We start from the raw sequence: 17,687 nt of genomic DNA, 5'->3' as shown, positions 1-17,687 counted from the left end.
GGCGGCGTCTACGACGGATGTAGCGTCGCAGCCGGCGTTCCGCGACTTTCGCTTGTCTGGGCGTCGCGCGGGCGGCGCCCAGACAAGCGAAAGCCGCGGCGCCGGTGAGGACGCCGCGGCGGGAGAGAAAGCCAGGCCGGCGGACCGGCCTGTCGTCGTTCACCACGTGTAGCTCGCCCTCACCAGCGCTTTGCGGGCCTCGCCATAGGAGCACACATTGATGCCCTGGCAGCCGGAGACGTAGCGCTTGTCGAACAGGTTCGTCACGTTGAGGCTGACCTTGTACGCGTCCCACTCGTAGCGCGCGGCGACGTCGAACAGGGTCGCGGACGGGACCTTCACCGTGTTCGGCTGCGTCGCCTCGGACTTGCCGAGGTAGCGCACGCCGCCGCCGAGGCTGAGGCCCTTCATGGCCCCGGTGGTGAAGGTGTAGTCGAGGAAGGCCGAGGCGATCACCTCCGGGACGAGGAAGGGCTGCTCGCCCACCAGAAGCGGGTTCTCGTCCTTCAGGATCTTCAGCTGATAGGCCGTGAACGCGCCGATGAACTTCCAGTTCTCGTTCAGGTTCGCCTGCGCTTCGAACTCGAAGCCGCGCGAGCGCACCTCGCCGAGCTGCGTCTGGACCGTCGTCGGGGAGGTCGTGCCCGAAACGACGTTCTTCTTCTTCAGGTCGAAGACGGAGGCGGTGAACAGACCGGAGAACCAGGTCGGCGCCCACTTCACGCCCGCCTCGTACTGGATGCCGGTCTCGGGCTTGAACGGCGTGCGGCCGATGGTCTGGAACGCCGCGTTCTGGATGTTGTTGGCCTGCACGAGCGGGTTGAACACGCTCGCGATGCTCACATACGGCACGACGCCGTTCGCGAACTCGTAGCCGAGGCCGGCGCGTCCGCTGAAGCGGCCCTTGTCGAGCTTGACGTCGGCGCCCGTGTCGGTCGGAAGCGGCTTGTAATCCCCGTTCAGCCACATCCGGTCATAGCGGCCGTTCAGGGTGGCGATCCAGCCGCCGCCGAAGCGGATCTGGTCCTGAACATAGAGCCCCGCCTGATGGAGCTTGCTCTTCTCGTCGATGTAGGGCGAGCCGAACGACGACTGGACCTCATCGATCTCGTAGAACTTGTAGTCGAGGCCGATGAGGAGGGTGTGATCCAGCCCGCCGGTCGCGAACTTGCCGACGACATTGTTGTCGGCGGTGAAGCTGTACGACTTGGTGTGGTGGTTGAACGGGATGAGCGAGAGCGCGGTGTTGCCCGCGCTCGGCCGCGGCTGGAAGCCGTAGCCGAACGGGTAGATCTGCGCTTCCTTGAGGTCGGCGTAGGCGAACCGCGCCCTCGAGTTCACCGTCCACACGTCGTTGACGTCGTGGTTGAACTCGTAGCCGGCCATGGCCTGCCGGCGGTCGTACCGGTCAAAATCGGAGTCCGAGAAATTGTCACGCCGGCCGATGCGGCCGAGGTCGATCGTCCCGTCCGTCGAGGTCGCCCGCTTCACCGTGCCGTAATACGGCAGGAAGTCGCCGCCGCCGTGCTTCTGGTCGACGTGCTGGTAGTTGGCGTAGACGGTGAAATCCGTGCCGGCGTCAGGCGAATAGGTCGCCGCGCCCTGGAACACGCCGCGGATGCCGTCTTCGCGCTTGGAGTAGCCGTCGCCGCCCTCGAACTTGCCGGTGAAGCGGTACTTCCAGACCGGCGGCAGCCCGTCGCCCTTCGTGACCGCGTCGTTCGGCACGACCTTGTTGATGTCGAACGCCGCGAACGCGGTGGGATAGTTGTTGATGCCGACCTCGACCTCGCCGAAATCGTAGTCCAGCGGCCGCTTGCTAACATAGTTGATGATGCCGCCGACATTGCCGCCGCCATAAAGCGCCGCCGAAGCGCCGCGCAGCACCTCCACGCGCTCGAGCAGCCAAGGGTCGGTGAAGAAGTTGCCGAAGGCGTAGTTGTAGAGCTGCATGCCGTCGCGATAGACGCCGGTCTGCGTGGCGTCGAAGCCGCGGATATAGAACCAGTTGGTGTCCGTATCGTCGCCGAAGGGCTGCGCGAACACGCCAGCGGAGTAGCGCAACGCCTCGTCGGTCTTCATCGCGCCGAGATCGTCCATCTGCTCGCTGCCTACCACGCCGATCGACTGCGGGATGAGCTTGATCGGCGTGTCGGTCTTGGAGCCGGTGGTGGTGGCGACCGGCGCGTAGCCCTGCACGGGCGCCACGCCCGAGCCGTTCCGCCCGATCGAGTCGCCGCGGCCCTGTCCCTGCACCTCGATCGCGTCGAGTTGCGTCGCCTGCGCGGCCTGCTGCGCCACGGCAACTCCAGGATGCGTAATCGCCGCGAGCGCCACGCCCGCAAGCAGCCCGGCTCGCATTCTCGTTACGTAGATCACCATGGTCCCCGGCGTTGTCGAAACTCGCGAGCTACAACGACGCCGGCTCTTTAGAATGTATATATTCTAATCTACGAGCCGGAGTCTTGACTGCCCTCCGGGCGCGACTAAGAGTGCGCGGCGGTGCTTCCGTATTGTACGTTTCTGGCTTCAAAATACTCTGAGATCACTGGTGTGCTCCCTGCGCACCAGACGGGTTGGGACCACGGCGCAGATGGCGGGACGGCGATGAACGCGTTCCAGCCGCGCATGGTCTCCGAAAAGCGCGGCATCGCCGTCATCGGAAGGCCCCTCGCCCATTCGTCCGACATCGGGCTGGTCGAGATCTGGCAGGCGCGCTGCGCGCCCGGGGCCGGGGGCGACTACGTCTCGCGCGATCCACGCCTGTTCGTGGTCATCGAGGAGCCCGCTTCGGAGATCTCGCTTGACGCCGGGCAGCGCGCCGCCCGGGTGTCGTCCCGCAAGCTGAGCGCGACCTATGTGCCGCCGGAGGCGCCGCTCAGCATGACGTTCGGCGGCGCGACCGAACTCCGCCATCTCGACGTCCATTTCGACCTAGAGCGACTGGGGCCGATCGAGGGGTTTGATCGTGTCAGCGCGGCGACGCCGCGGCTGATGTTCAGCGACAGTCGTCTGGAGCGCTTCGCGCGGCTCCTCGAGCAGGCCTGCGCCCGCAGCCCGGCGCCGCTCGGACTTCTGGGGGACGGGCTGCTGACGGCGCTAGTGTCGGCGGCGTTCGGGCCGCCTTCCCGCCGCCCCGGCCGCAGCGCGCTTTCGGATCGCCAGCTGCGGCTCGCGGTGGACTACATCGACGAGCGCTGCGGCGAGACGATCCGCCTGAGCGAGCTCGCCCGCCTCGCCGGGCTCTCCGAGAGTTATTTCAGCCACGCCTTCAAGGCGGCGACCGGCATGCCGCCGCATCGCTGGCAGCTCCAGGCGAGGGTCCGCAAGGCCAAGCGCCTGATCGGGCGCGCGGAGGCCTCGCTCAGCGAGATCGCGACCGAGCTCGGCTTCGCCGACCAGGCGCATTTCACCCGCGTGTTCCGGAAGCTTGCGGGCTGCACGCCCATGGAGTGGCGTGCGACATGTCGATGATGAGGCGTAGCGCGTGCACCAGAACGTTTCCGCAATGACCCAGGGCGCCCCCTCGGCGCAGGCCGCCTTCGAGCTTTCGCAAGCGTGCTTCTCGGTCGGCGACCGCGCGCTTCTCGCGCCGCTTTCCGCGCGTTTCCCGCCGGGCGCCGTGATCGGCCTCGTGGGCCATAACGGCTCGGGCAAGTCGACGCTGCTGAAGCTCATGGCGCGGCAGCAGAACGTCACGACCGGCGCCATCCGCTATGGCGGCCGGCCGATCGGCGACTGGCGCTCACGGGACTTCGCGCGCGAGGTCGCCTACCTCCCTCAGAACCCTCCTCTGGCTTCGGGGCTCACCGTCCGGGAGCTCGTGGCGCTCGGCCGGTATCCGTGGCACGGCGCTCTCGGCCGATTCGGCCCGGAGGACGCCGAAGCGGTCACGGAGGCCATGGGGCTCGCCGACGTAGCAGTCTTCGCCGACCGCATGGTCGAGGAGCTTTCGGGCGGAGAACGCCAGCGTGTGTGGCTCGCGATGCTGGTCGCCCAGCAGGCGCGCTGGCTCCTGCTCGACGAGCCGACCTCGGCGCTCGACGTCGCCCATCAGATCGAGGTGCTGACGCTGGTCCGGAAGCTCGCCGAGACGCAAGGGCGCGGCGTCGTGGTCGTGCTGCACGACGTCAACATGGCGGCCCGGTTCTGTGACGAGGTGGCGGCGCTCCACACCGGCCGCCTGATCGCGCGCGGCTCCCCCGCCTCGATCATGGCGAAGGACCGCCTCGAGGCCATCTACGGCCTCGGCATGGAGGTGCTGCGACACCCGATCAGCGGCATGCCCCTCGCCTTCGCGAGCTGACGCCGTTCGAAAGGTCAGCCGGACGACGCCGTCTGATCGGGCTGAGCCGCCGCGCCCGGCGCCGCGGCGTGCTTCTGGAACCGCTCGAAGCCCGCGAGAGCTTCGTCGACCGCTTCCCGGAGGCCGGCGTCCGCCTCGGCGAGCCACGTCCAGTTCTGGATGAGAAGACGTCCGGCCGCGCGGTCCATCTTGAGGTCGATGGCCGCGACGAACTCGTCGCCCGCCAGAACCGGCAGCGCGAAATAGCCGAAGGAGCGCTTCGCGACCGGCACATAGGCTTCGAACCTGTGCTCATAGCCGAACAGCGCCTTGAGCCGCTTGCGCTGGATCACCAGCGGATCGAAGGGCGAAAGGATGCGGATGCGCTCGCGCGGGAGAGGCGACCCGCCCGCGCTTTCGATCACGGAGGGCGCGGCCCAGTGCTGCGTCTTCTCGAGGCCCTCGATGCGGACAGGCGTCAGCCGCTTGCGCCTGACCTCGGTCGCGATGGCCTCCGCGACGAGCCGCTTCGACCGGAGGTCGCCGAAACAGATGGAGTCGACGCTCACCACGCCCTGCGCGCGGAGGGCGCGAGCGAGAAGGTAGGACGCGCATTGCTTCTCGGAGGCGGGCGCGGGCCGCCTCCGCCACCCGAAATGACGCTTCGTCAGATCATAGGTCTTGAGCATTCCGGTTCGGCGGCTGACCACCAGGTCGCCTGCGAAGAACCCGAACCGCAGCGTCGCCCGGGACGGCTTTCGGCTCCCCCAGGGATGCGTCTTCTCGATGAGCGCGTCGTCGTCCACGTCCCGGATCGACAGCGGCCCCTCCTTGGCGATGCGCCGTAGCAGGGCTGCGTAGTTGTCGCCGGGGATCGCGGCGAACATCCCGCCGGGCGCCTCCCTGAATCTGTCCATCGCCGGCGCGAAGAACCGATAATCCGCGGTCGGAACATAGGCGAGCGCATGCGTCCAGTACTCGAAGACTGACTTGTCATCGGCCTGAGCCGTGTCGAGATCGCTCCTCCGATAGCTCGGGATGCGGGTGTGCAGGATGTGATGGTGGCTGCGTTCGATCACGTTGATCGTGTCGATCTGCACGTAACCGAGGTGTTCGACGGCGCGGCGCACCGCCTCCGGCCCTTCGCCGAACGGAGCGTCCTCGTCGAGCTTCTGAGCGGTCAGCCAGGCGCCGCGCGCCGCCTTGAGAGACAGCGGAATCGAGCGGTCGGCCATGATGCGTTCCGGCGTTCCCAAGAGCGTTCGCGCTGGTCCGCCAGCGGCGCGGAACAGCGGCTCAGCAAGCTAACGCGCCGCGGGCGCTGTTCCAGTCGATCACGACCCGTCCGCCGGGGCGTCTTCCCCTAGGCCTCAGCGATGCGCCGGAGCCATGCGCAGAACGAGCGAACGGCCGGATCGTCGGCGCACCCGTCCGGGACATAGGTGAAATAGCTCCTGGCCGGCAGGGCCGGCTCTCTGAACGGCATGACGAGCCGTCCGGCCCGAACGTCGTCGGCGACGAGCGCCGTCGGCCCCATCGCGACCCCGACGCCATCCAGAGCCGCCTGAAGCGTCAGATAAAAATGCTCGAGCGTGATCGAGCCGGCCGGCTTCAGGTTCGGAACCCTCGCGGCGACGAGCCATTGCGACCACACATCCGGCAGGGTCGCGGAATGCAGGATCGTGTGGCGCGCCAGATCGCGCGGATGCGCCATCGGTCGCTGTTCGATGAGCTTTGGACTGCAGACCGGAATGCGCGTCTCGGACAGGAATTTCTGCGCCACATGGGCGGGGATCCGCTCCGGACCGCCGCGGATCGCCACGTCGTAAGGCTCCCGAAGGTCCTGAAGCGGCGTGTTCGATGTCGTGAGACGCACCTCGATGCTCGGGTGGCCAAGCTGAAAGGAGGATAGCCGCGGTATCAGCCAGCGCAGCGTGAACGTCGCCATCGCGTTCACCTGGAGCAGCCGACGCTCGTCGCGCTCGAACTGCCGGGCCGTCGCGGCGGCGATCCGGTCGAAGGCGGCCCCGACATCCAAGAGATAGTCGGCGCCACGTTCCGTCAGCGCGATGCGACGGGCGCCGCGTTCGAAAAGCGGCTGCCCGAGCCACTCCTCCAGCAGTCTGACCTGCCGGCTGAGGGCGCCGTGGGTGACATTCAGCTCCTGCGCCGCGCGCGTGAAGCTCAGGTGACGCCCGACCGCTTCAAACGCCCTCAGGGCGTTCATGGAGGGGAGACGGCGGCTCATCGGCGTCAGATTTTCTCACGCGACCTGTTCCAAAAAATCGTTTGTCGCATAACGAGGCCGAGCGCAACTTTCGCGGCTCTTCCAAGATGTTGAGCCAGATGTCGTCACTAGAGACCGCCGGGCGCCCAGCTGCTCCAAATCGCACGCTCGCGGTGGCTGGCGTCGTCCATGCTGTCCATGACGGCTACACGGATCTCATCTACGTGCTTCTGCCGATCTGGCAGGCGGAATTCGGCCTCAGCTACAGCCTTCTCGCCGTGCTGCGCGGCGTTTACGCCGGGGCCATGGCGGCGTTGCAGGTGCCGGCGGGCCGCCTCGCGGAGAAATTCGACGGACGCGTCATCCTCGCCGCCGGAACGCTCCTCTCGGCGCTCGGCTATGTGCTCGCCGGATTTTCGGGAGGCGCCATCGGTCTTTGCGTCGCCCTGGCGTTGTCGGGAGCGGGATCGGCCACACAGCACCCGATCGCATCCGCCGCCGTATCACGAGCGTTCGGCGACGTGTCCAGAGGCCCGATCGGGACCTACAACTTCGCCGGCGACGTTGGGAAAGCCTGCGTTCCCGCCCTGACGTCGCTGCTGGTCACCCTGATGCCGTGGCGGCACGCGCTTTGGCTGGTGGCGGCGCTCGGTCTGATCGCGGCCGCCGCGGTGACGTTGATGCCGAGGATCCGCATCCCCCACCACGACCTCGCCGGGCCTGCAAGGCGCTCGCTCGGGGATCGACGCGGTTTCGCCCTGCTCTGCGCGATCGGAGGCCTCGATACGGCGGCGCGGATGGGCTTCCTCACCTTCCTGCCCTTCGTGCTGCAGGCGAAGGGCGCGGCCTTTCCTGCGATCGGGACGGCGCTCGCGAGCGTCTTCGTCGGCGGCGCGCTCGGGAAGTTCGTCTGCGGCTGGATGGGGGCGAGGCTCGGCGTGCTCCGCGCGGTGCTGATCACCGAAAGCGCCACGGTCGCCCTGATCCTGGCCACGCTGACCCTGCCGCTGACGCCGACCCTGCTTCTGCTGCCGGTCGTCGGCCTTGCGCTGAACGGCACCTCCTCTGTGCTTTACGGGACGGTTCCCGAACTCGCGCCGGCGGGGCGGGTGGAGCATGCGTTCGCGGTCTTCTACACGGGCGTGACAGGGTCGGGTGCCTTGGCGCCGATCCTGTTCGGCGTCGTGGGCGACGCAGCCGGGCGATCATGGGGCGTATCCTGCGCCGCCGCCGCGTCCCTGCTGACGCTGCCTGTCGTTGTCCTGCTGGGGCGCCGTCTTGTCCCGCAGTCATGATCGCGGCGGCGCCCGGATACGCAGAAATGACCCTATCCGAACGCGCCAGATCTCTCCGGACGGAGGAGCATGTCTGGCGCAGCGCAGAACTCAACTTTGCACTTCACGGAGGCGCGTTCGATGAGTGAGGGCAGTCAGGCCCCCGTCATCCTGATAACGGGCGGCGGCCGCGGCGTCGGCGCGGCGACCGCGCGGCTCGCAGCCGAGCGCGGCTACGACGTGGCGATCAGCTTCGCCTCCAACGAGGCCGCCGCCCGCGCCGTGGCGGACGACGTCACGGCCTCCGGTCGCAAAGCTCTGGCGGTGCAGGCGGACAGCGCCGATCCGGAGCAGGTCGCGCGGCTGTTCTCCGCGATCGACCGGGAGTTCGGCCGCCTCGACGTGCTCGTCAACAACGCGGCGATCATCGCGAAGCAGAGCCGGCTCGAGGACATCGGACATGAGCGCATGCTGCGCATCTTCGCCGTCAACGCGATCGGTCCGATGCTCTGCACGCAGCAGGCGGCGAAGCGCATGTCCCGCCGTCACGGCGGGCGCGGCGGCGTGGTGATCAACATCTCGTCGGCGGCCGCCCGCCTCGGAAGCCCGGACGAATATGTCGACTACGCCGCCTCCAAGGGCGCGCTCGAGACGTTCTCGATCGGCTTCGCCAAGGAGGTCGCGCGCGAGGGCGTCCGGGTCGCGTGCGTGCGCCCGGGCCACATCTACACCGAGATGCACGCCGACGGCGGCGAGCCCGGACGGGTGGATCGCGTCAAGGCCACGGTCCCGATGGGGAGAGGCGGCCAGCCCGAGGAGGTGGCGCGCGCGATCCTGTGGCTGGCGAGCGACGAGGCGTCCTTCATCACCAATACGTTCCTCGACGTCACCGGCGGTAAGTAGGGCCGAGCCACGCGGCCCGGGCGGCGCAGCCCCTCGGAAATGAAACCGCGCCGGGACGCCGCGGACGTGCTATGATGGGGGATGGCTAAACATCAATTCGCAGTCGGCGACCCCGTTCGCCTGACCATCTCGCATGGATTGGGCGCGACCACCCAGTTCAGGATCGTGCGCCTGGTTCCCGGAGATCGGGAGGATCTTCCGCCGGCCTACCGCATCAAGGCTCTGACCGAGAACCATGAGCGGATGGTCAAGGAAGACGAGATTTCTCTCTCGGTATGAGTGAAGCGGCTCCGGCCGCTCGCCAGTCGGCGACAATCCAGCTTATGGCGCCGCGCAGTTCGCGGCTGCCGCGACACGACGGCGCCGCCCGCGGCTTTGGGGCGGCGCGTTGTCGATCGGGATTCTGCGCGCAGACGACGGTCGGGGCGCAGCGCGTCCACGACGCCAGCCGCCCTGTAGCGTCGGGCGCCGCCAGATAGAGCCCTCGGCCTCAGCGTAACGCATACGCTCTCAGGATTTCCTTGCTTCGGAGGCGCGCCAGACGCCACGCTTTTGCGCCCTGGCCATGCGGCGGCCGGTCCCGATACGAAAACCCCCGCCGCCCTGAGGGCGACGGGGTCCATGACGCTCAAGAGCGCTTTTGGGCCTGAGGCTGCGGCGCTGCGACGAGCAGGGTTCGCCAGTACATCCGTGGTCGACCCCGCCGGTCGGCGCCTACGCCGCTCCGCCGCGGAGAACCGCAGCGGACGGCGCGATCAGGACTGAATCTGCAGCCGGTCGGCCGTCATCTTGCCGCTCTTGCGATCGGCGACGAGCTCGTAGGTGACCTTCTGGCCTTCCTGGAGATCGTGGATTCCGGCGCGCTCCATGGCGCTAATATGCACGAAGGCGTCGGCGCCGCCGTCATCCGGCGCAATGAAGCCGAAGCCCTTCTGGGCATTAAACCATTTCACCGTTCCCGAAGACATGGGAACTCCTTTTTAAATCACAAAACATGCGTCGGACCTCAACGGCCCAGCGCACCAGACATGCCACTTCATGGAAATAAAACCCGGCGCGAGATTTTCATCTCGTCGGCGCCAAATCGTATGTCGCTGAACCAACATTCGCAACATGCGCCCTGCTGGCGGCATTTACAAGGATTGTTTACAGGTAGATTTCCGTGAGAAAAGACACGGCGCTCTCAAAGGGGCGGAAATCTCGGACCGCCGCTGGCTCGATCGAAGCCCGGCCCACAGAGGAGGCGGGAGAGCTCTTGGACGTCATGGTCAAACCCGCAGCAGACGCCAATGAGTGGCTGCTGACCGATCTGCTCGGCCGATCCATGGGCGTGGTTCGACGGAGCGACGGCGGGACTTTCCTGGTCGAGCCCGGCGGCAACGCGAAGCAGACGATGACCGGAATGCGCTGCGGCCCCTTCCATTCGCTCGACGACGCGCTGGCCGCGATCGAGACGCACACGCGGGGCGTATGCCGCCGCGAAGCCGACCCGGACCAGTAGCTAGGGGCCGCCTCCCCTAACGGTCGTCTTCGGCCGCCCTGAGCCGCGCCGCGACCGCAAGCGTGGTCTCGGAGGAGTTCACGACCGCCCCGCCCTCGAGAACGATGACGGTGGAGCCGGTCGCCGAAGTCTGGATCGCGATCACCCGATCCGGACGGACGAAATTGACCCCGCCGAGACTCTTCACTTCAATCAACTTCGCCAAGGAGCAGCCTTCCGCTGTCACGCCGGGCCGCGGCTCGAATGAGCTCAGGCCGAGAAAACGATCACTCTTTCGAGTGAAAAACCTCGATCATCCGCACAACTTCGCGGCCACATCTGGATATGATTCAAATCATTTCTAGATACTGACCAGATTTCGCTGAAGGATACGAGATGAAATATTTAGGGCGCATTAATCGACGGGGCACTCTGGACGGCGACTCCGTGGCGGGTCAGCTCGAGATCGAGTGCTACGAACAGAAGGGCGGGCATATCACGGCGTCGGGGGAGATCGAGGCCTGCGACTCGGCGCTGGCGCTTTTTCGCGGGGGAGCCAAGGTCGCGTTCGTCACGGAAGACGGTCACGCGCTGAGCCTCGCGCTGGCGGACGCGAAGACCACGCCGGCCGGCGCCGTCGCCCAGGTCGTCGCGACGGGCGATCTGCCGGTGATGAAGAACGGCCTGCTCTGCTGGTCCGAGCCAGCGCCTCGTTCGACCGCGACGAAGGCCGCGGCGGCCCTCTGATCGCTAGAGCGCATCCACCTGCCAGGTGCGCACGACAAGCTCCTCCTGGCGGAACCGTTCCGCCAGGAGTCGGCGGTAGTCGGCCCACCAGTCCCGCTCGAGGCGGTCGCACATGACCTCGAAGATCACGATCCTGTCGCGGGTCGGGACATCGTCCCCGTCCTTCCACACGCCGTCGGCCGGAGCTTGCGTGAACGCCGTGACGCCTCCGAAGCGGGCGACCAGCTCCTCCCGGACCTCGGAGAACAGCGCGTGCGGAAAGGTCCGGCCATGATTGTCGAAAAGCGGCAGGAAGAGCTGAACCAGATGCATCGCAATGACCTTCATTCGACAGCTGAGGCCTGACGAGCGAGCGCGCCATGGCTCTGAGCCGACGGACCGCGATGATCCTGCTCGGGGCGCTCGCCCCGGCAGGGGCTCGAAGCGCAGGAGAAGCGTCCTTGAACCACGTCGTTCTCCTCGGGGACTCGGTCTTCGACAACGCCGCCTATGTGGCCGGGGGTCCCGACGTCGTAACGCAGCTTCGTGAGCGGCTGCCCGCGTCGTGGCGGGCCAGCCTCCGCGCGGTCGACGGAAGCGTGATGTCCAGCATGCCCCGCCAGCTCGCCCATCTTCCGGACGACGCGACCCATCTGGTCGTGAGCGTCGGAGGCAACGACGCGATCGCGCTGTCGGCCGTCTTGGGCGCCCCTTCGAGTTCCGTCTCCGGCAGCCTTCTTCGGCTGGCCGAATTGAGAGACGGCTTCAGGCGGGACTACGCAGCCATGCTGGACGAGGTGACGGGAGCGGGCCTGCCGGCCGCCTTCTGCACCATCTACGAGCCGCGCTATCCGGACGCGGCCTCCCGGCGCGCGGCCGCTACGGCTCTCGCGCTGATCGATGACTGCATCATCCGCCTGCTCACCGACCGGGGACTCCCCGTCATCGAACTGCGGTCGGTTTGCGCGGATGACGCCGACTTCGCGAACCCGATCGAACCTTCCGTTCAGGGAGGCGGCAAGATCGCAGACGCCATCGCCCGGCTCCTGGCCGAGCATGAGTTCGGCCGCGGCCGGTCCGAGATCATCACGCGCTAGCTGACGCCGCACCGGCGCGGCCGAAACCGAAGCCACCGCGTCACGTTCGAGCTCCGCTTCGGCTCCCCGGCTTCAGGCGCGGGCTCCCGCCGCCGTGATCGGCGCCTCTTCCCTCGGGCCGGGAGCGCGCAATATGCGCCTTCACGAACGCCGCGGCCGCCAAGGCGGCTGGCCGACACCAGAAGCGCGTCAACGCACGCGCCACAGCCACAGGTATTTCATGAACAAGATTTCGACTCTGATCGTCGCGGGCGTGTGTTCACTCGGGATGACCGTCGGCGTGATGCCGGCCCAGGCTTCCTCCGCCTCCGTCCCGACGGTCGCGGGCGTCCCCATGGATCAGATCCAGACCGTCGGCCATCGCGGCGGCCACAGAAGCCATAGGGGCGGCCATTTCCGCGGCGGCAAACATGGTCACCGCGGCTGGGGGCATCGCGGCGGCGGGCGCCACGGCGGCTGGAGCCGCGGCCACCGGGGCTACTACGGCCACGGCTATCGCCGGCATAACCGCAACCACACCGGACGCTACATCGCGGCCGGCGCCCTGGGCCTCGCGGCAGGCGCGGCGATCGCGAACAGCAACCGTGGCGACCGCTGTCGCTACGTCCGCAACGGACGGGCCTACTATCGTCCTTGCTGATCGGGCTGACAGCTTCAGGTTCTCCGCGGCCGGGCCGGAAGCTCCGGAGATCGGCCGCGGAGAGTAGAGAAAGCATGGGTATCAACACGGACGACGGCTTCTTTATCGAGAGCCGCATGACCAACGACGCGGGCGAAGAGGCGGATCGAGGCGAGCGCGTCATCCGCTGGATCGTGCTCGCGGCCTCAGCCGACGAGGCGTTGTCGCTCCTCAAGCGTGACTATCCGGACGCCGACCACTCCGTCGCGGACAGCGGCCGTGACATCCGCGCCCAGGCGGCGCGGCTGGGGCTCGTCCCGGGCGTCTACCAGCGCGCCTGAGGAAGCTCGCGCGCCGGCTCCTATCGTGACGGAGGCGCGCGCCGCGCGATCGCCGGCGCCTCGCCTCCGTCTCGGCCACCATCCGCGTCGCGGGCCGCTCGCTTGCGAAGGCGCGCCCGAAACGGGCCCTCTAGTCACCGATGTCGGGTTCGATCAGCTTGGCGAGCTTCCTCAGGGACTCCTGCCATCCGAGGTAGCAGGCCTCCCGGGGTATGACGTCCGGAACGCCGGTCTGTTCGATGCTGACCTCGGTCCCGACAGAGACCGGCTTCAGGTTTACCGTGACGGTCATTTCTCCAGGCAGGTTCGGGTCGTCGAACTTGTCCGTGTAGACGAGCCGCTCGCCCGGGATCAGCTCCCTGTATCGCCCGCCGAAGAAATGGACATTCCCGGTGGTGAAGTTGCGGAACGACATGCGGTGCTCGCCGCCGACCGTCGCGTCCAGCTTGTGCACCGTGCAGGTGAACCCGTTAGGCGGCAGCCAGCCCGCGACGGCGTCGGGCTCGACGAACGCCCGGTAGACCTTCTCGGGTTTGGCAGCCAGAACCCGGTGCAAAGTGATGGTGCTCGGCACGACCGTCTCTCCTGGGTGAGCGATAGCAACAATCCTAAGACGGATGAGAGACGCGCCTGCCGACAGGTAAGCAGATCTTTTCGGGCGCTCGCGCACGGCGTGCCGGCGCCGAGCATCCGCAATGCCCACGCCAAGCAAGGCCGACCGCACGACTCTCCCTCTGCGCTGACGTCGTTTCCCTTAGGTGCTGTTACGGGGTTTTCGAGCGGTGCCGTCACCATCAACGTCTCCGGCGCAGTGATGCGGAGGCGGCAATGGAATGGTTCGTGGGCGTCCTCAGAAGCGATCCGGAGATCGCGATCTTCCTGTCGCTCGCGATCGGCTTCTGGATCGGATCCTACCGGGTTGGGGGATTCGCGCTTGGCGGGGTGACGGGCACGCTGCTCGCCGGCGTCCTGATCGGTCAGCTCGACCTGTCGATCTCGTCCAATGTGAAGTCGACCTTCTTCATCATCTTCATCTTCGCGGTCGGCTACGGCGTCGGCCCGCAGTTCATGCACGCCTTTCGCACGGATGGCCCGAAGCAGATGGGCTTCTCCGTGATCGTCGTGGCCTTGTGCCTGATCTGCAGCATCATCGCGGCCAAGCTCGCCGGCCTGGAGCTTGGCTACGCCGCCGGCCTGTTCTCCGGCGCGCAGACGATCTCGGCCGTCATCGGCGTCGCCTCCGACCAAATCAACCAGCTCGGCCTCTCCCCCGAGACCGCGAAGCGGCTGATCGACCAGATCCCGATCGCCTACGCGGTGACCTACATCTTCGGCACGATCGGCACCGCGTGGTTCCTGGCGGAACTCGGGCCCAAGCTGCTCGGCTTCGACCTGCCGGCTGCCTGCGCGGAGTATGAGAAGTCGATGTCCGGAAGCCCCGGCGCCCCTGAGCCCGGCATCGTGTCCGGGCGCCGGACATGGGAGTTCCGGGCCTATGTGGTGCCGCCGGGCGGACCCGCCGTGGGCAAGCGCGTCGGCGAACTCGAGCGGCTGGCCCTGCCGGAGCGGGTGTTCGTCGAGCGCATTCGCCGCGGCGACCAGATCATCGAGGCCACCGCCGACACGGTGCTCCAGGCCGGCGACGAGGTCGCGGTCGCGGGCCCCCGCGCGATCCTCGTCGAGCGGCTCGGCCGCAGTCAGGAGGTCGACGACAGCAAGCTGCTCGACGCGCCGTCGGAGACGCTGGACGTGTTCGTCTCCCGGAAGGATCTGCACGCGAAGACGCTTAGGGAGTTCGCGGAGGAGCCGTTCGCCCGCGGCATCTTTCTTCGGAAGATCATGCGCGGCGGCGTGGAGCTGCCGATCCTCGCCGAAACCAGGATCTCCCGCGGCGACATCGTGACCCTCGTCGGCGCCCGCCGGCACGTCGAGGAGGCGGTGCAGCGCCTCGGCTACGCGGACCGCCCGACCGAGACCACCAACATCTCCTTCCTGGCCGCCGGCATCACGATCGGCGGTCTGGTCGGCGCGCTCACGATCAGGCTCGGGGGCGTCCCCATCAGCCTGTCCACCACCGGCGGCGCGCTGCTGGCCGGCCTCGTGCTCGGCTGGCTGCGCTCCGTTCACCCGACCTTCGGCGGCATACCGGGGCCGGCGCTCTGGGTGCTCAACACGATCGGCCTCAACGTGTTCATCGCCGTCGTCGGCATCTCGGCGGGCCCCGGCTTCGTCGCGGGCCTGAAGGAGGTCGGCGTGAGCCTGTTCCTCTGGGGCATCTTCGCGACGCTCGCGCCGATGGTCGCCTCGCTCTACCTCGCCCGTTACGTCTTCAAGTTCCATCCCGCCATTCTGCTTGGCGTCATCGCGGGCGCGCGGACCACCACCGCGGCGCTCGGGATGATCCAGGATGCGGCGAAGAGCAAGGTTCCGGCGCTCGGCTATGGCGCCCCGTACGCCGTGGGCAACACGCTCCTCACCATCTCCGGCCTGACCATCGTCCTGCTGCTGCACTAGGCGCGGAACGCGCCCCCATGGCGGCCGAGCGCTTAACGACTTGGGTCCGCGATAACAGCCGTCCACTGGAGACGTTCCATGACCACCGTCGACTTCAAGTCCTATGAACAATTGAGCCCGTTCGAGATCAAGAACGACCTGATCAAACTGGCCAACGCGAGCGCCAAGAAGGCTGCGCACGTCATGTTGAACGCCGGCCGCGGCAACCCGAACTGGGTCGCGACCACGCCGCGCGAGGCCTTCTTTACTTTCGGCCACTTCGCGATCGCCGATTGCCGGCGCAGCCGGGACGATTTCGGCGCGGGCCTCGCCGGCATGCCGCAGCCGGCCGGCATCGCGAAGAGGCTCGACGCCTGGCTCGCGGAGCGGCCGGACGCCCCGGGCGTCGAGTTCATCCGGAACGCGGTCGCCTACGGGGTGGATGCGCTCGGCTTCCAGGCCGACGCCTTCGTGTTCGAGCTCGCGGACTCGATCATCGGCGACAACTATCCGGTCCCGGACCGCATGCTGGTCCACGCCGAGAAGGTGGCTAACAAATACCTGCAGTTCGCGATGAGCGGCTCCAGGCCGCTCGAGGGCCGCTACGACCTGTTCGCCGTCGAGGGCGGGACCGCCGCCATCTGCTATCTCTTCAGATCGCTCATGGCGAACCGCCTGTTGAAGAAGGGCGACACCATCGCGATCGGCGTGCCGATCTTCACGCCCTATGTCGAGATTCCGGGCCTCGAGGACTACGCCCTCAAGCAGATCCATGTTCACGCGTTGGAGGAGCACCGCTTCCAGTACTCGGACGAAGAGCTGAAGAAGCTCGAAGATCCGGCGGTGAAGGCCTTCTTCGTCGTGAATCCCGGCAATCCGTCCTCCGTGTCGATAGACGAGCCGACGATGGCCAAGATCGTCGACCTCGTGAAGACGAAACGCCCGGACCTGATGCTGCTCACCGACGACGTCTACGGAACGTTCGTGCAGGGCTTCAAGTCCCTGCTCGGCGAACTGCCCCGCAACACCATCGGCGTCTACTCCTACTCCAAGTATTTCGGATGCACCGGCTGGCGGCTCGGGATCATCGCCCTGCATGAGGACAACATCCTCGACGAGCAGCTCGCCGGTCTGCCGGAGGACGAGCTGAAGGCGCTCGACGCGCGCTATGGCGCGCTGACGCTGGAGCCGCGCAAGCTCAAGATGATCGACCGCTTCGTCGCCGACAGCCGCGACGTGGCGCTCAACCACACCGCCGGGCTGTCGCTTCCCCAGCAGGTGATGATCACGTTCTTCTCGCTCGCGGAGCTGATGGACGTCGACAAGGCCTATCAGAGGGCCTGCATGGAGATCTGCCACAACCGGGCGAGGACCTTGCTCAAGGGGCTGCCCCTGAAGGTCCAGCCGAACCCGCATTTCGCCGCCTATTACGGCACGATCGATTTCGAGTTCTGGCTGCGGGAATATGCGGGCGAGGACATGGTGACCTGGCTCAAGGCCAACGTTCATCCGCTCGATCTCGTCTACCAGCTCGCGAACGACCACTCGATCGTGCTGCTGAACGGCGGCGGCTTCGACGCGCCCGAATGGAGCGTGCGGGTGTCGTTCGCCAACCTGCCCGATCAGGTCTACGAGGACATCGGCGTCGCCATCCGGGCCGTCGCGCGCGGCTACTACGACCAGTTCAAGGCTTCGCGGGGAGAGGCTTAGGACCGCGATGCGGTGAGGCGCGACGCCTCTCCCCTGAATTGAGGACGCCCGCGACGCCGGATGGCGCAGCGGGCGTCTTCATAAGAACAGTTCGGCCGGCGCCGGTCGCCCCCTGAACCTCATGCCAGGCGGTCGGGTCTCCGCACGGTCGTGACCCCTGCCCGACCCGCGAGCAACGCCGCGGCGCCGCCGAGGAGGAGCGCGAAGAACCCGATCAGGGCGCCCATGGAGGTCGCCTCGGCGGCTGCGTCCGCCGCCTCCGTCGCCTTCTGCTTCGCCTGGTCGACCGCCTGCCTGTACTGCGTCTGGTACTGGTCGATCTGGCCACGGGCCTGATCGACGGGGATGTTCTGCGCCTTGGCGAGCGCCTCTGCGGCCTGGGTCTTGGCCTGCTCCTGCTGCGCCGGATCGGCGCTCATGGCGCCGCGCACCGCCGAAATGGCGCGGTCGCGCAGGGCCGCCGGATCGTCGCCGCCGGATGCGCTGCGGATGGAGCCTTCGATCGAGCCGAACGGATCGGGCGCGTTCTGCA

The 17,687-nt window shown here is 67.3% G+C and carries 19 protein-coding genes and 1 pseudogene; 12 read left to right on the top strand and 8 right to left on the bottom strand.

Going from position 1 to position 17,687, the window contains the following annotated elements; genetic code table 11:
* Positions 1–159: 159 nt before the first annotated feature.
* A complete protein-coding gene (locus tag ACIKT0_RS04355; RefSeq protein ID WP_407104158.1) occupies positions 160–2,301 on the bottom strand; it encodes a TonB-dependent siderophore receptor in 2,142 nt (713 codons plus the stop codon).
* 306 nt (positions 2,302–2,607) lie between these two features.
* On the opposite strand from ACIKT0_RS04355, the gene ACIKT0_RS04350 reads away from it, so the two are divergent.
* Positions 2,608–3,474: a helix-turn-helix domain-containing protein gene (locus tag ACIKT0_RS04350; protein WP_407104157.1), complete on the top strand. Its 867-nt coding sequence runs from the start codon at positions 2,608–2,610 to the stop codon at positions 3,472–3,474.
* 34 nt (positions 3,475–3,508) lie between these two features.
* A complete protein-coding gene (locus tag ACIKT0_RS04345) occupies positions 3,509–4,306 on the top strand; it encodes an ABC transporter ATP-binding protein (protein WP_407104156.1) in 798 nt (265 codons plus the stop codon).
* Between the two features lie 14 nt (positions 4,307–4,320).
* Here the strand turns inward: ACIKT0_RS04345 and ACIKT0_RS04340 are convergent, their stop codons facing one another.
* Together ACIKT0_RS04340 and gcvA are read right to left on the bottom strand one after the other, a co-directional pair.
* Positions 4,321–5,520 carry a winged helix-turn-helix domain-containing protein gene (locus ACIKT0_RS04340; protein WP_407104155.1) on the bottom strand — a complete coding sequence of 400 codons (1,200 nt, stop codon included), beginning with the start codon at positions 5,518–5,520 and terminating at the stop codon, positions 4,321–4,323.
* 128 nt (positions 5,521–5,648) lie between these two features.
* Positions 5,649–6,533 (bottom strand): transcriptional regulator GcvA, encoded by an 885-nt coding sequence (gcvA, locus tag ACIKT0_RS04335; RefSeq protein WP_407104154.1) that lies wholly within the window; start codon positions 6,531–6,533, stop codon positions 5,649–5,651.
* A gap of 98 nt (positions 6,534–6,631) precedes the next feature.
* On the opposite strand from gcvA, the gene ACIKT0_RS04330 reads away from it, so the two are divergent.
* The 3 genes from ACIKT0_RS04330 (at position 6,632) to ACIKT0_RS04320 (ending at position 8,968) form a co-directional block, all read left to right on the top strand.
* Positions 6,632–7,807, top strand: coding sequence for an MFS transporter (locus ACIKT0_RS04330; protein ID WP_407104153.1), 1,176 nt, complete (start codon positions 6,632–6,634; stop codon positions 7,805–7,807).
* A gap of 120 nt (positions 7,808–7,927) precedes the next feature.
* A complete protein-coding gene (locus tag ACIKT0_RS04325; RefSeq protein WP_407104151.1) occupies positions 7,928–8,689 on the top strand; it encodes an SDR family oxidoreductase in 762 nt (253 codons plus the stop codon).
* Positions 8,690–8,770: 81 nt separating this feature from the next.
* Positions 8,771–8,968: a hypothetical protein gene (locus ACIKT0_RS04320; protein WP_407104150.1), complete on the top strand. Its 198-nt coding sequence runs from the start codon at positions 8,771–8,773 to the stop codon at positions 8,966–8,968.
* Positions 8,969–9,444: 476 nt separating this feature from the next.
* Here ACIKT0_RS04320 and ACIKT0_RS04315 read toward each other — a convergent pair whose 3' ends face one another.
* The gene (locus ACIKT0_RS04315) at positions 9,445–9,657 is read right to left on the bottom strand and encodes a cold-shock protein (RefSeq protein WP_407104149.1); all 213 of its coding nucleotides are present in this window, start codon (positions 9,655–9,657) and stop codon (positions 9,445–9,447) included.
* Between the two features lie 296 nt (positions 9,658–9,953).
* On the opposite strand from ACIKT0_RS04315, the gene ACIKT0_RS04310 reads away from it, so the two are divergent.
* Positions 9,954–10,190: a hypothetical protein gene (locus ACIKT0_RS04310; RefSeq protein WP_407104148.1), complete on the top strand. Its 237-nt coding sequence runs from the start codon at positions 9,954–9,956 to the stop codon at positions 10,188–10,190.
* A 16-nt stretch (positions 10,191–10,206) separates the two neighbouring features.
* Here ACIKT0_RS04310 and ACIKT0_RS04305 read toward each other — a convergent pair whose 3' ends face one another.
* A complete protein-coding gene (locus tag ACIKT0_RS04305; RefSeq protein WP_407104147.1) occupies positions 10,207–10,395 on the bottom strand; it encodes a hypothetical protein in 189 nt (62 codons plus the stop codon).
* A 221-nt stretch (positions 10,396–10,616) separates the two neighbouring features.
* Here ACIKT0_RS04305 and ACIKT0_RS04300 point away from each other — a divergent pair, with 221 nt between their 5' ends.
* Entirely contained in the window at positions 10,617–10,916 is a 300-nt protein-coding gene (locus tag ACIKT0_RS04300; RefSeq protein WP_407104146.1) for a hypothetical protein, read from the top strand.
* Between the two features lie 3 nt (positions 10,917–10,919).
* Here the strand turns inward: ACIKT0_RS04300 and ACIKT0_RS04295 are convergent, their stop codons facing one another.
* Positions 10,920–11,243: a hypothetical protein gene (locus tag ACIKT0_RS04295; RefSeq protein WP_407104145.1), complete on the bottom strand. Its 324-nt coding sequence runs from the start codon at positions 11,241–11,243 to the stop codon at positions 10,920–10,922.
* Positions 11,244–11,356: 113 nt separating this feature from the next.
* Between ACIKT0_RS04295 and ACIKT0_RS04290 the strand changes: the two genes are divergently transcribed.
* The 3 genes from ACIKT0_RS04290 to ACIKT0_RS04280 all read left to right on the top strand — a co-directional run bounded on the left by ACIKT0_RS04290 (position 11,357) and on the right by ACIKT0_RS04280 (position 12,952).
* On the top strand, positions 11,357–11,992 hold the full coding sequence (locus tag ACIKT0_RS04290) for a GDSL-type esterase/lipase family protein (RefSeq protein WP_407104144.1): 636 nt from the start codon (positions 11,357–11,359) through the stop codon (positions 11,990–11,992).
* Between the two features lie 220 nt (positions 11,993–12,212).
* Positions 12,213–12,632 (top strand): hypothetical protein, encoded by a 420-nt coding sequence (locus ACIKT0_RS04285; protein WP_407104143.1) that lies wholly within the window; start codon positions 12,213–12,215, stop codon positions 12,630–12,632.
* Between the two features lie 74 nt (positions 12,633–12,706).
* Complete coding sequence (locus tag ACIKT0_RS04280; protein ID WP_407104142.1) at positions 12,707–12,952, top strand: hypothetical protein; 246 nt, start codon at positions 12,707–12,709, stop codon at positions 12,950–12,952.
* A gap of 130 nt (positions 12,953–13,082) precedes the next feature.
* Here the strand turns inward: ACIKT0_RS04280 and ACIKT0_RS04275 are convergent, their stop codons facing one another.
* Positions 13,083–13,526: an SRPBCC family protein gene (locus ACIKT0_RS04275; RefSeq protein WP_407104141.1), complete on the bottom strand. Its 444-nt coding sequence runs from the start codon at positions 13,524–13,526 to the stop codon at positions 13,083–13,085.
* Positions 13,527–13,780: 254 nt separating this feature from the next.
* Between ACIKT0_RS04275 and aspT the strand changes: the two genes are divergently transcribed.
* Together aspT and ACIKT0_RS04265 are read left to right on the top strand one after the other, a co-directional pair.
* A complete protein-coding gene (gene aspT / locus ACIKT0_RS04270) occupies positions 13,781–15,466 on the top strand; it encodes an aspartate-alanine antiporter (protein ID WP_407104140.1) in 1,686 nt (561 codons plus the stop codon).
* A 78-nt stretch (positions 15,467–15,544) separates the two neighbouring features.
* Positions 15,545–17,155 (top strand): bifunctional aspartate transaminase/aspartate 4-decarboxylase, encoded by a 1,611-nt coding sequence (locus tag ACIKT0_RS04265; RefSeq protein ID WP_407104139.1) that lies wholly within the window; start codon positions 15,545–15,547, stop codon positions 17,153–17,155.
* 119 nt (positions 17,156–17,274) lie between these two features.
* Here ACIKT0_RS04265 and ACIKT0_RS04260 read toward each other — a convergent pair.
* Positions 17,275–17,687, bottom strand: a pseudogene (locus ACIKT0_RS04260) (PhnA-like protein); the annotation flags it as partial.

Origin of the sequence: Hansschlegelia beijingensis, assembly GCF_045505405.1 — a bacterium.
Classification (GTDB): domain Bacteria; phylum Pseudomonadota; class Alphaproteobacteria; order Rhizobiales; family Methylopilaceae; genus Methylopila; species Methylopila beijingensis_A.
This window is presented reverse-complemented; position numbering and strand designations above follow the sequence as displayed.

What these genes read in the sequence shown, in the direction of transcription:
- ACIKT0_RS04295 (WP_407104145.1), bottom strand. Translation starts at nt 11,243, where the DNA reads ATGAAGGTCATTGCGATGCATCTGGTTCAGCTCTTCCTGCCGCTTTTC.
- ACIKT0_RS04330 (WP_407104153.1), top strand. Translation starts at nt 6,632, where the DNA reads ATGTCGTCACTAGAGACCGCCGGGCGCCCAGCTGCTCCAAATCGCACG.
- ACIKT0_RS04350 (WP_407104157.1), top strand. Translation starts at nt 2,608, where the DNA reads ATGAACGCGTTCCAGCCGCGCATGGTCTCCGAAAAGCGCGGCATCGCC.
- ACIKT0_RS04320 (WP_407104150.1), top strand. Translation starts at nt 8,771, where the DNA reads ATGGCTAAACATCAATTCGCAGTCGGCGACCCCGTTCGCCTGACCATC.
- ACIKT0_RS04280 (WP_407104142.1), top strand. Translation starts at nt 12,707, where the DNA reads ATGGGTATCAACACGGACGACGGCTTCTTTATCGAGAGCCGCATGACC.
- ACIKT0_RS04345 (WP_407104156.1), top strand. Translation starts at nt 3,509, where the DNA reads ATGACCCAGGGCGCCCCCTCGGCGCAGGCCGCCTTCGAGCTTTCGCAA.
- ACIKT0_RS04285 (WP_407104143.1), top strand. Translation starts at nt 12,213, where the DNA reads ATGAACAAGATTTCGACTCTGATCGTCGCGGGCGTGTGTTCACTCGGG.
- gcvA (WP_407104154.1), bottom strand. Translation starts at nt 6,533, where the DNA reads ATGAGCCGCCGTCTCCCCTCCATGAACGCCCTGAGGGCGTTTGAAGCG.
- ACIKT0_RS04340 (WP_407104155.1), bottom strand. Translation starts at nt 5,520, where the DNA reads ATGGCCGACCGCTCGATTCCGCTGTCTCTCAAGGCGGCGCGCGGCGCC.
- aspT (WP_407104140.1), top strand. Translation starts at nt 13,781, where the DNA reads ATGGAATGGTTCGTGGGCGTCCTCAGAAGCGATCCGGAGATCGCGATC.
- ACIKT0_RS04315 (WP_407104149.1), bottom strand. Translation starts at nt 9,657, where the DNA reads ATGTCTTCGGGAACGGTGAAATGGTTTAATGCCCAGAAGGGCTTCGGC.
- ACIKT0_RS04310 (WP_407104148.1), top strand. Translation starts at nt 9,954, where the DNA reads ATGGTCAAACCCGCAGCAGACGCCAATGAGTGGCTGCTGACCGATCTG.
- ACIKT0_RS04265 (WP_407104139.1), top strand. Translation starts at nt 15,545, where the DNA reads ATGACCACCGTCGACTTCAAGTCCTATGAACAATTGAGCCCGTTCGAG.
- ACIKT0_RS04325 (WP_407104151.1), top strand. Translation starts at nt 7,928, where the DNA reads ATGAGTGAGGGCAGTCAGGCCCCCGTCATCCTGATAACGGGCGGCGGC.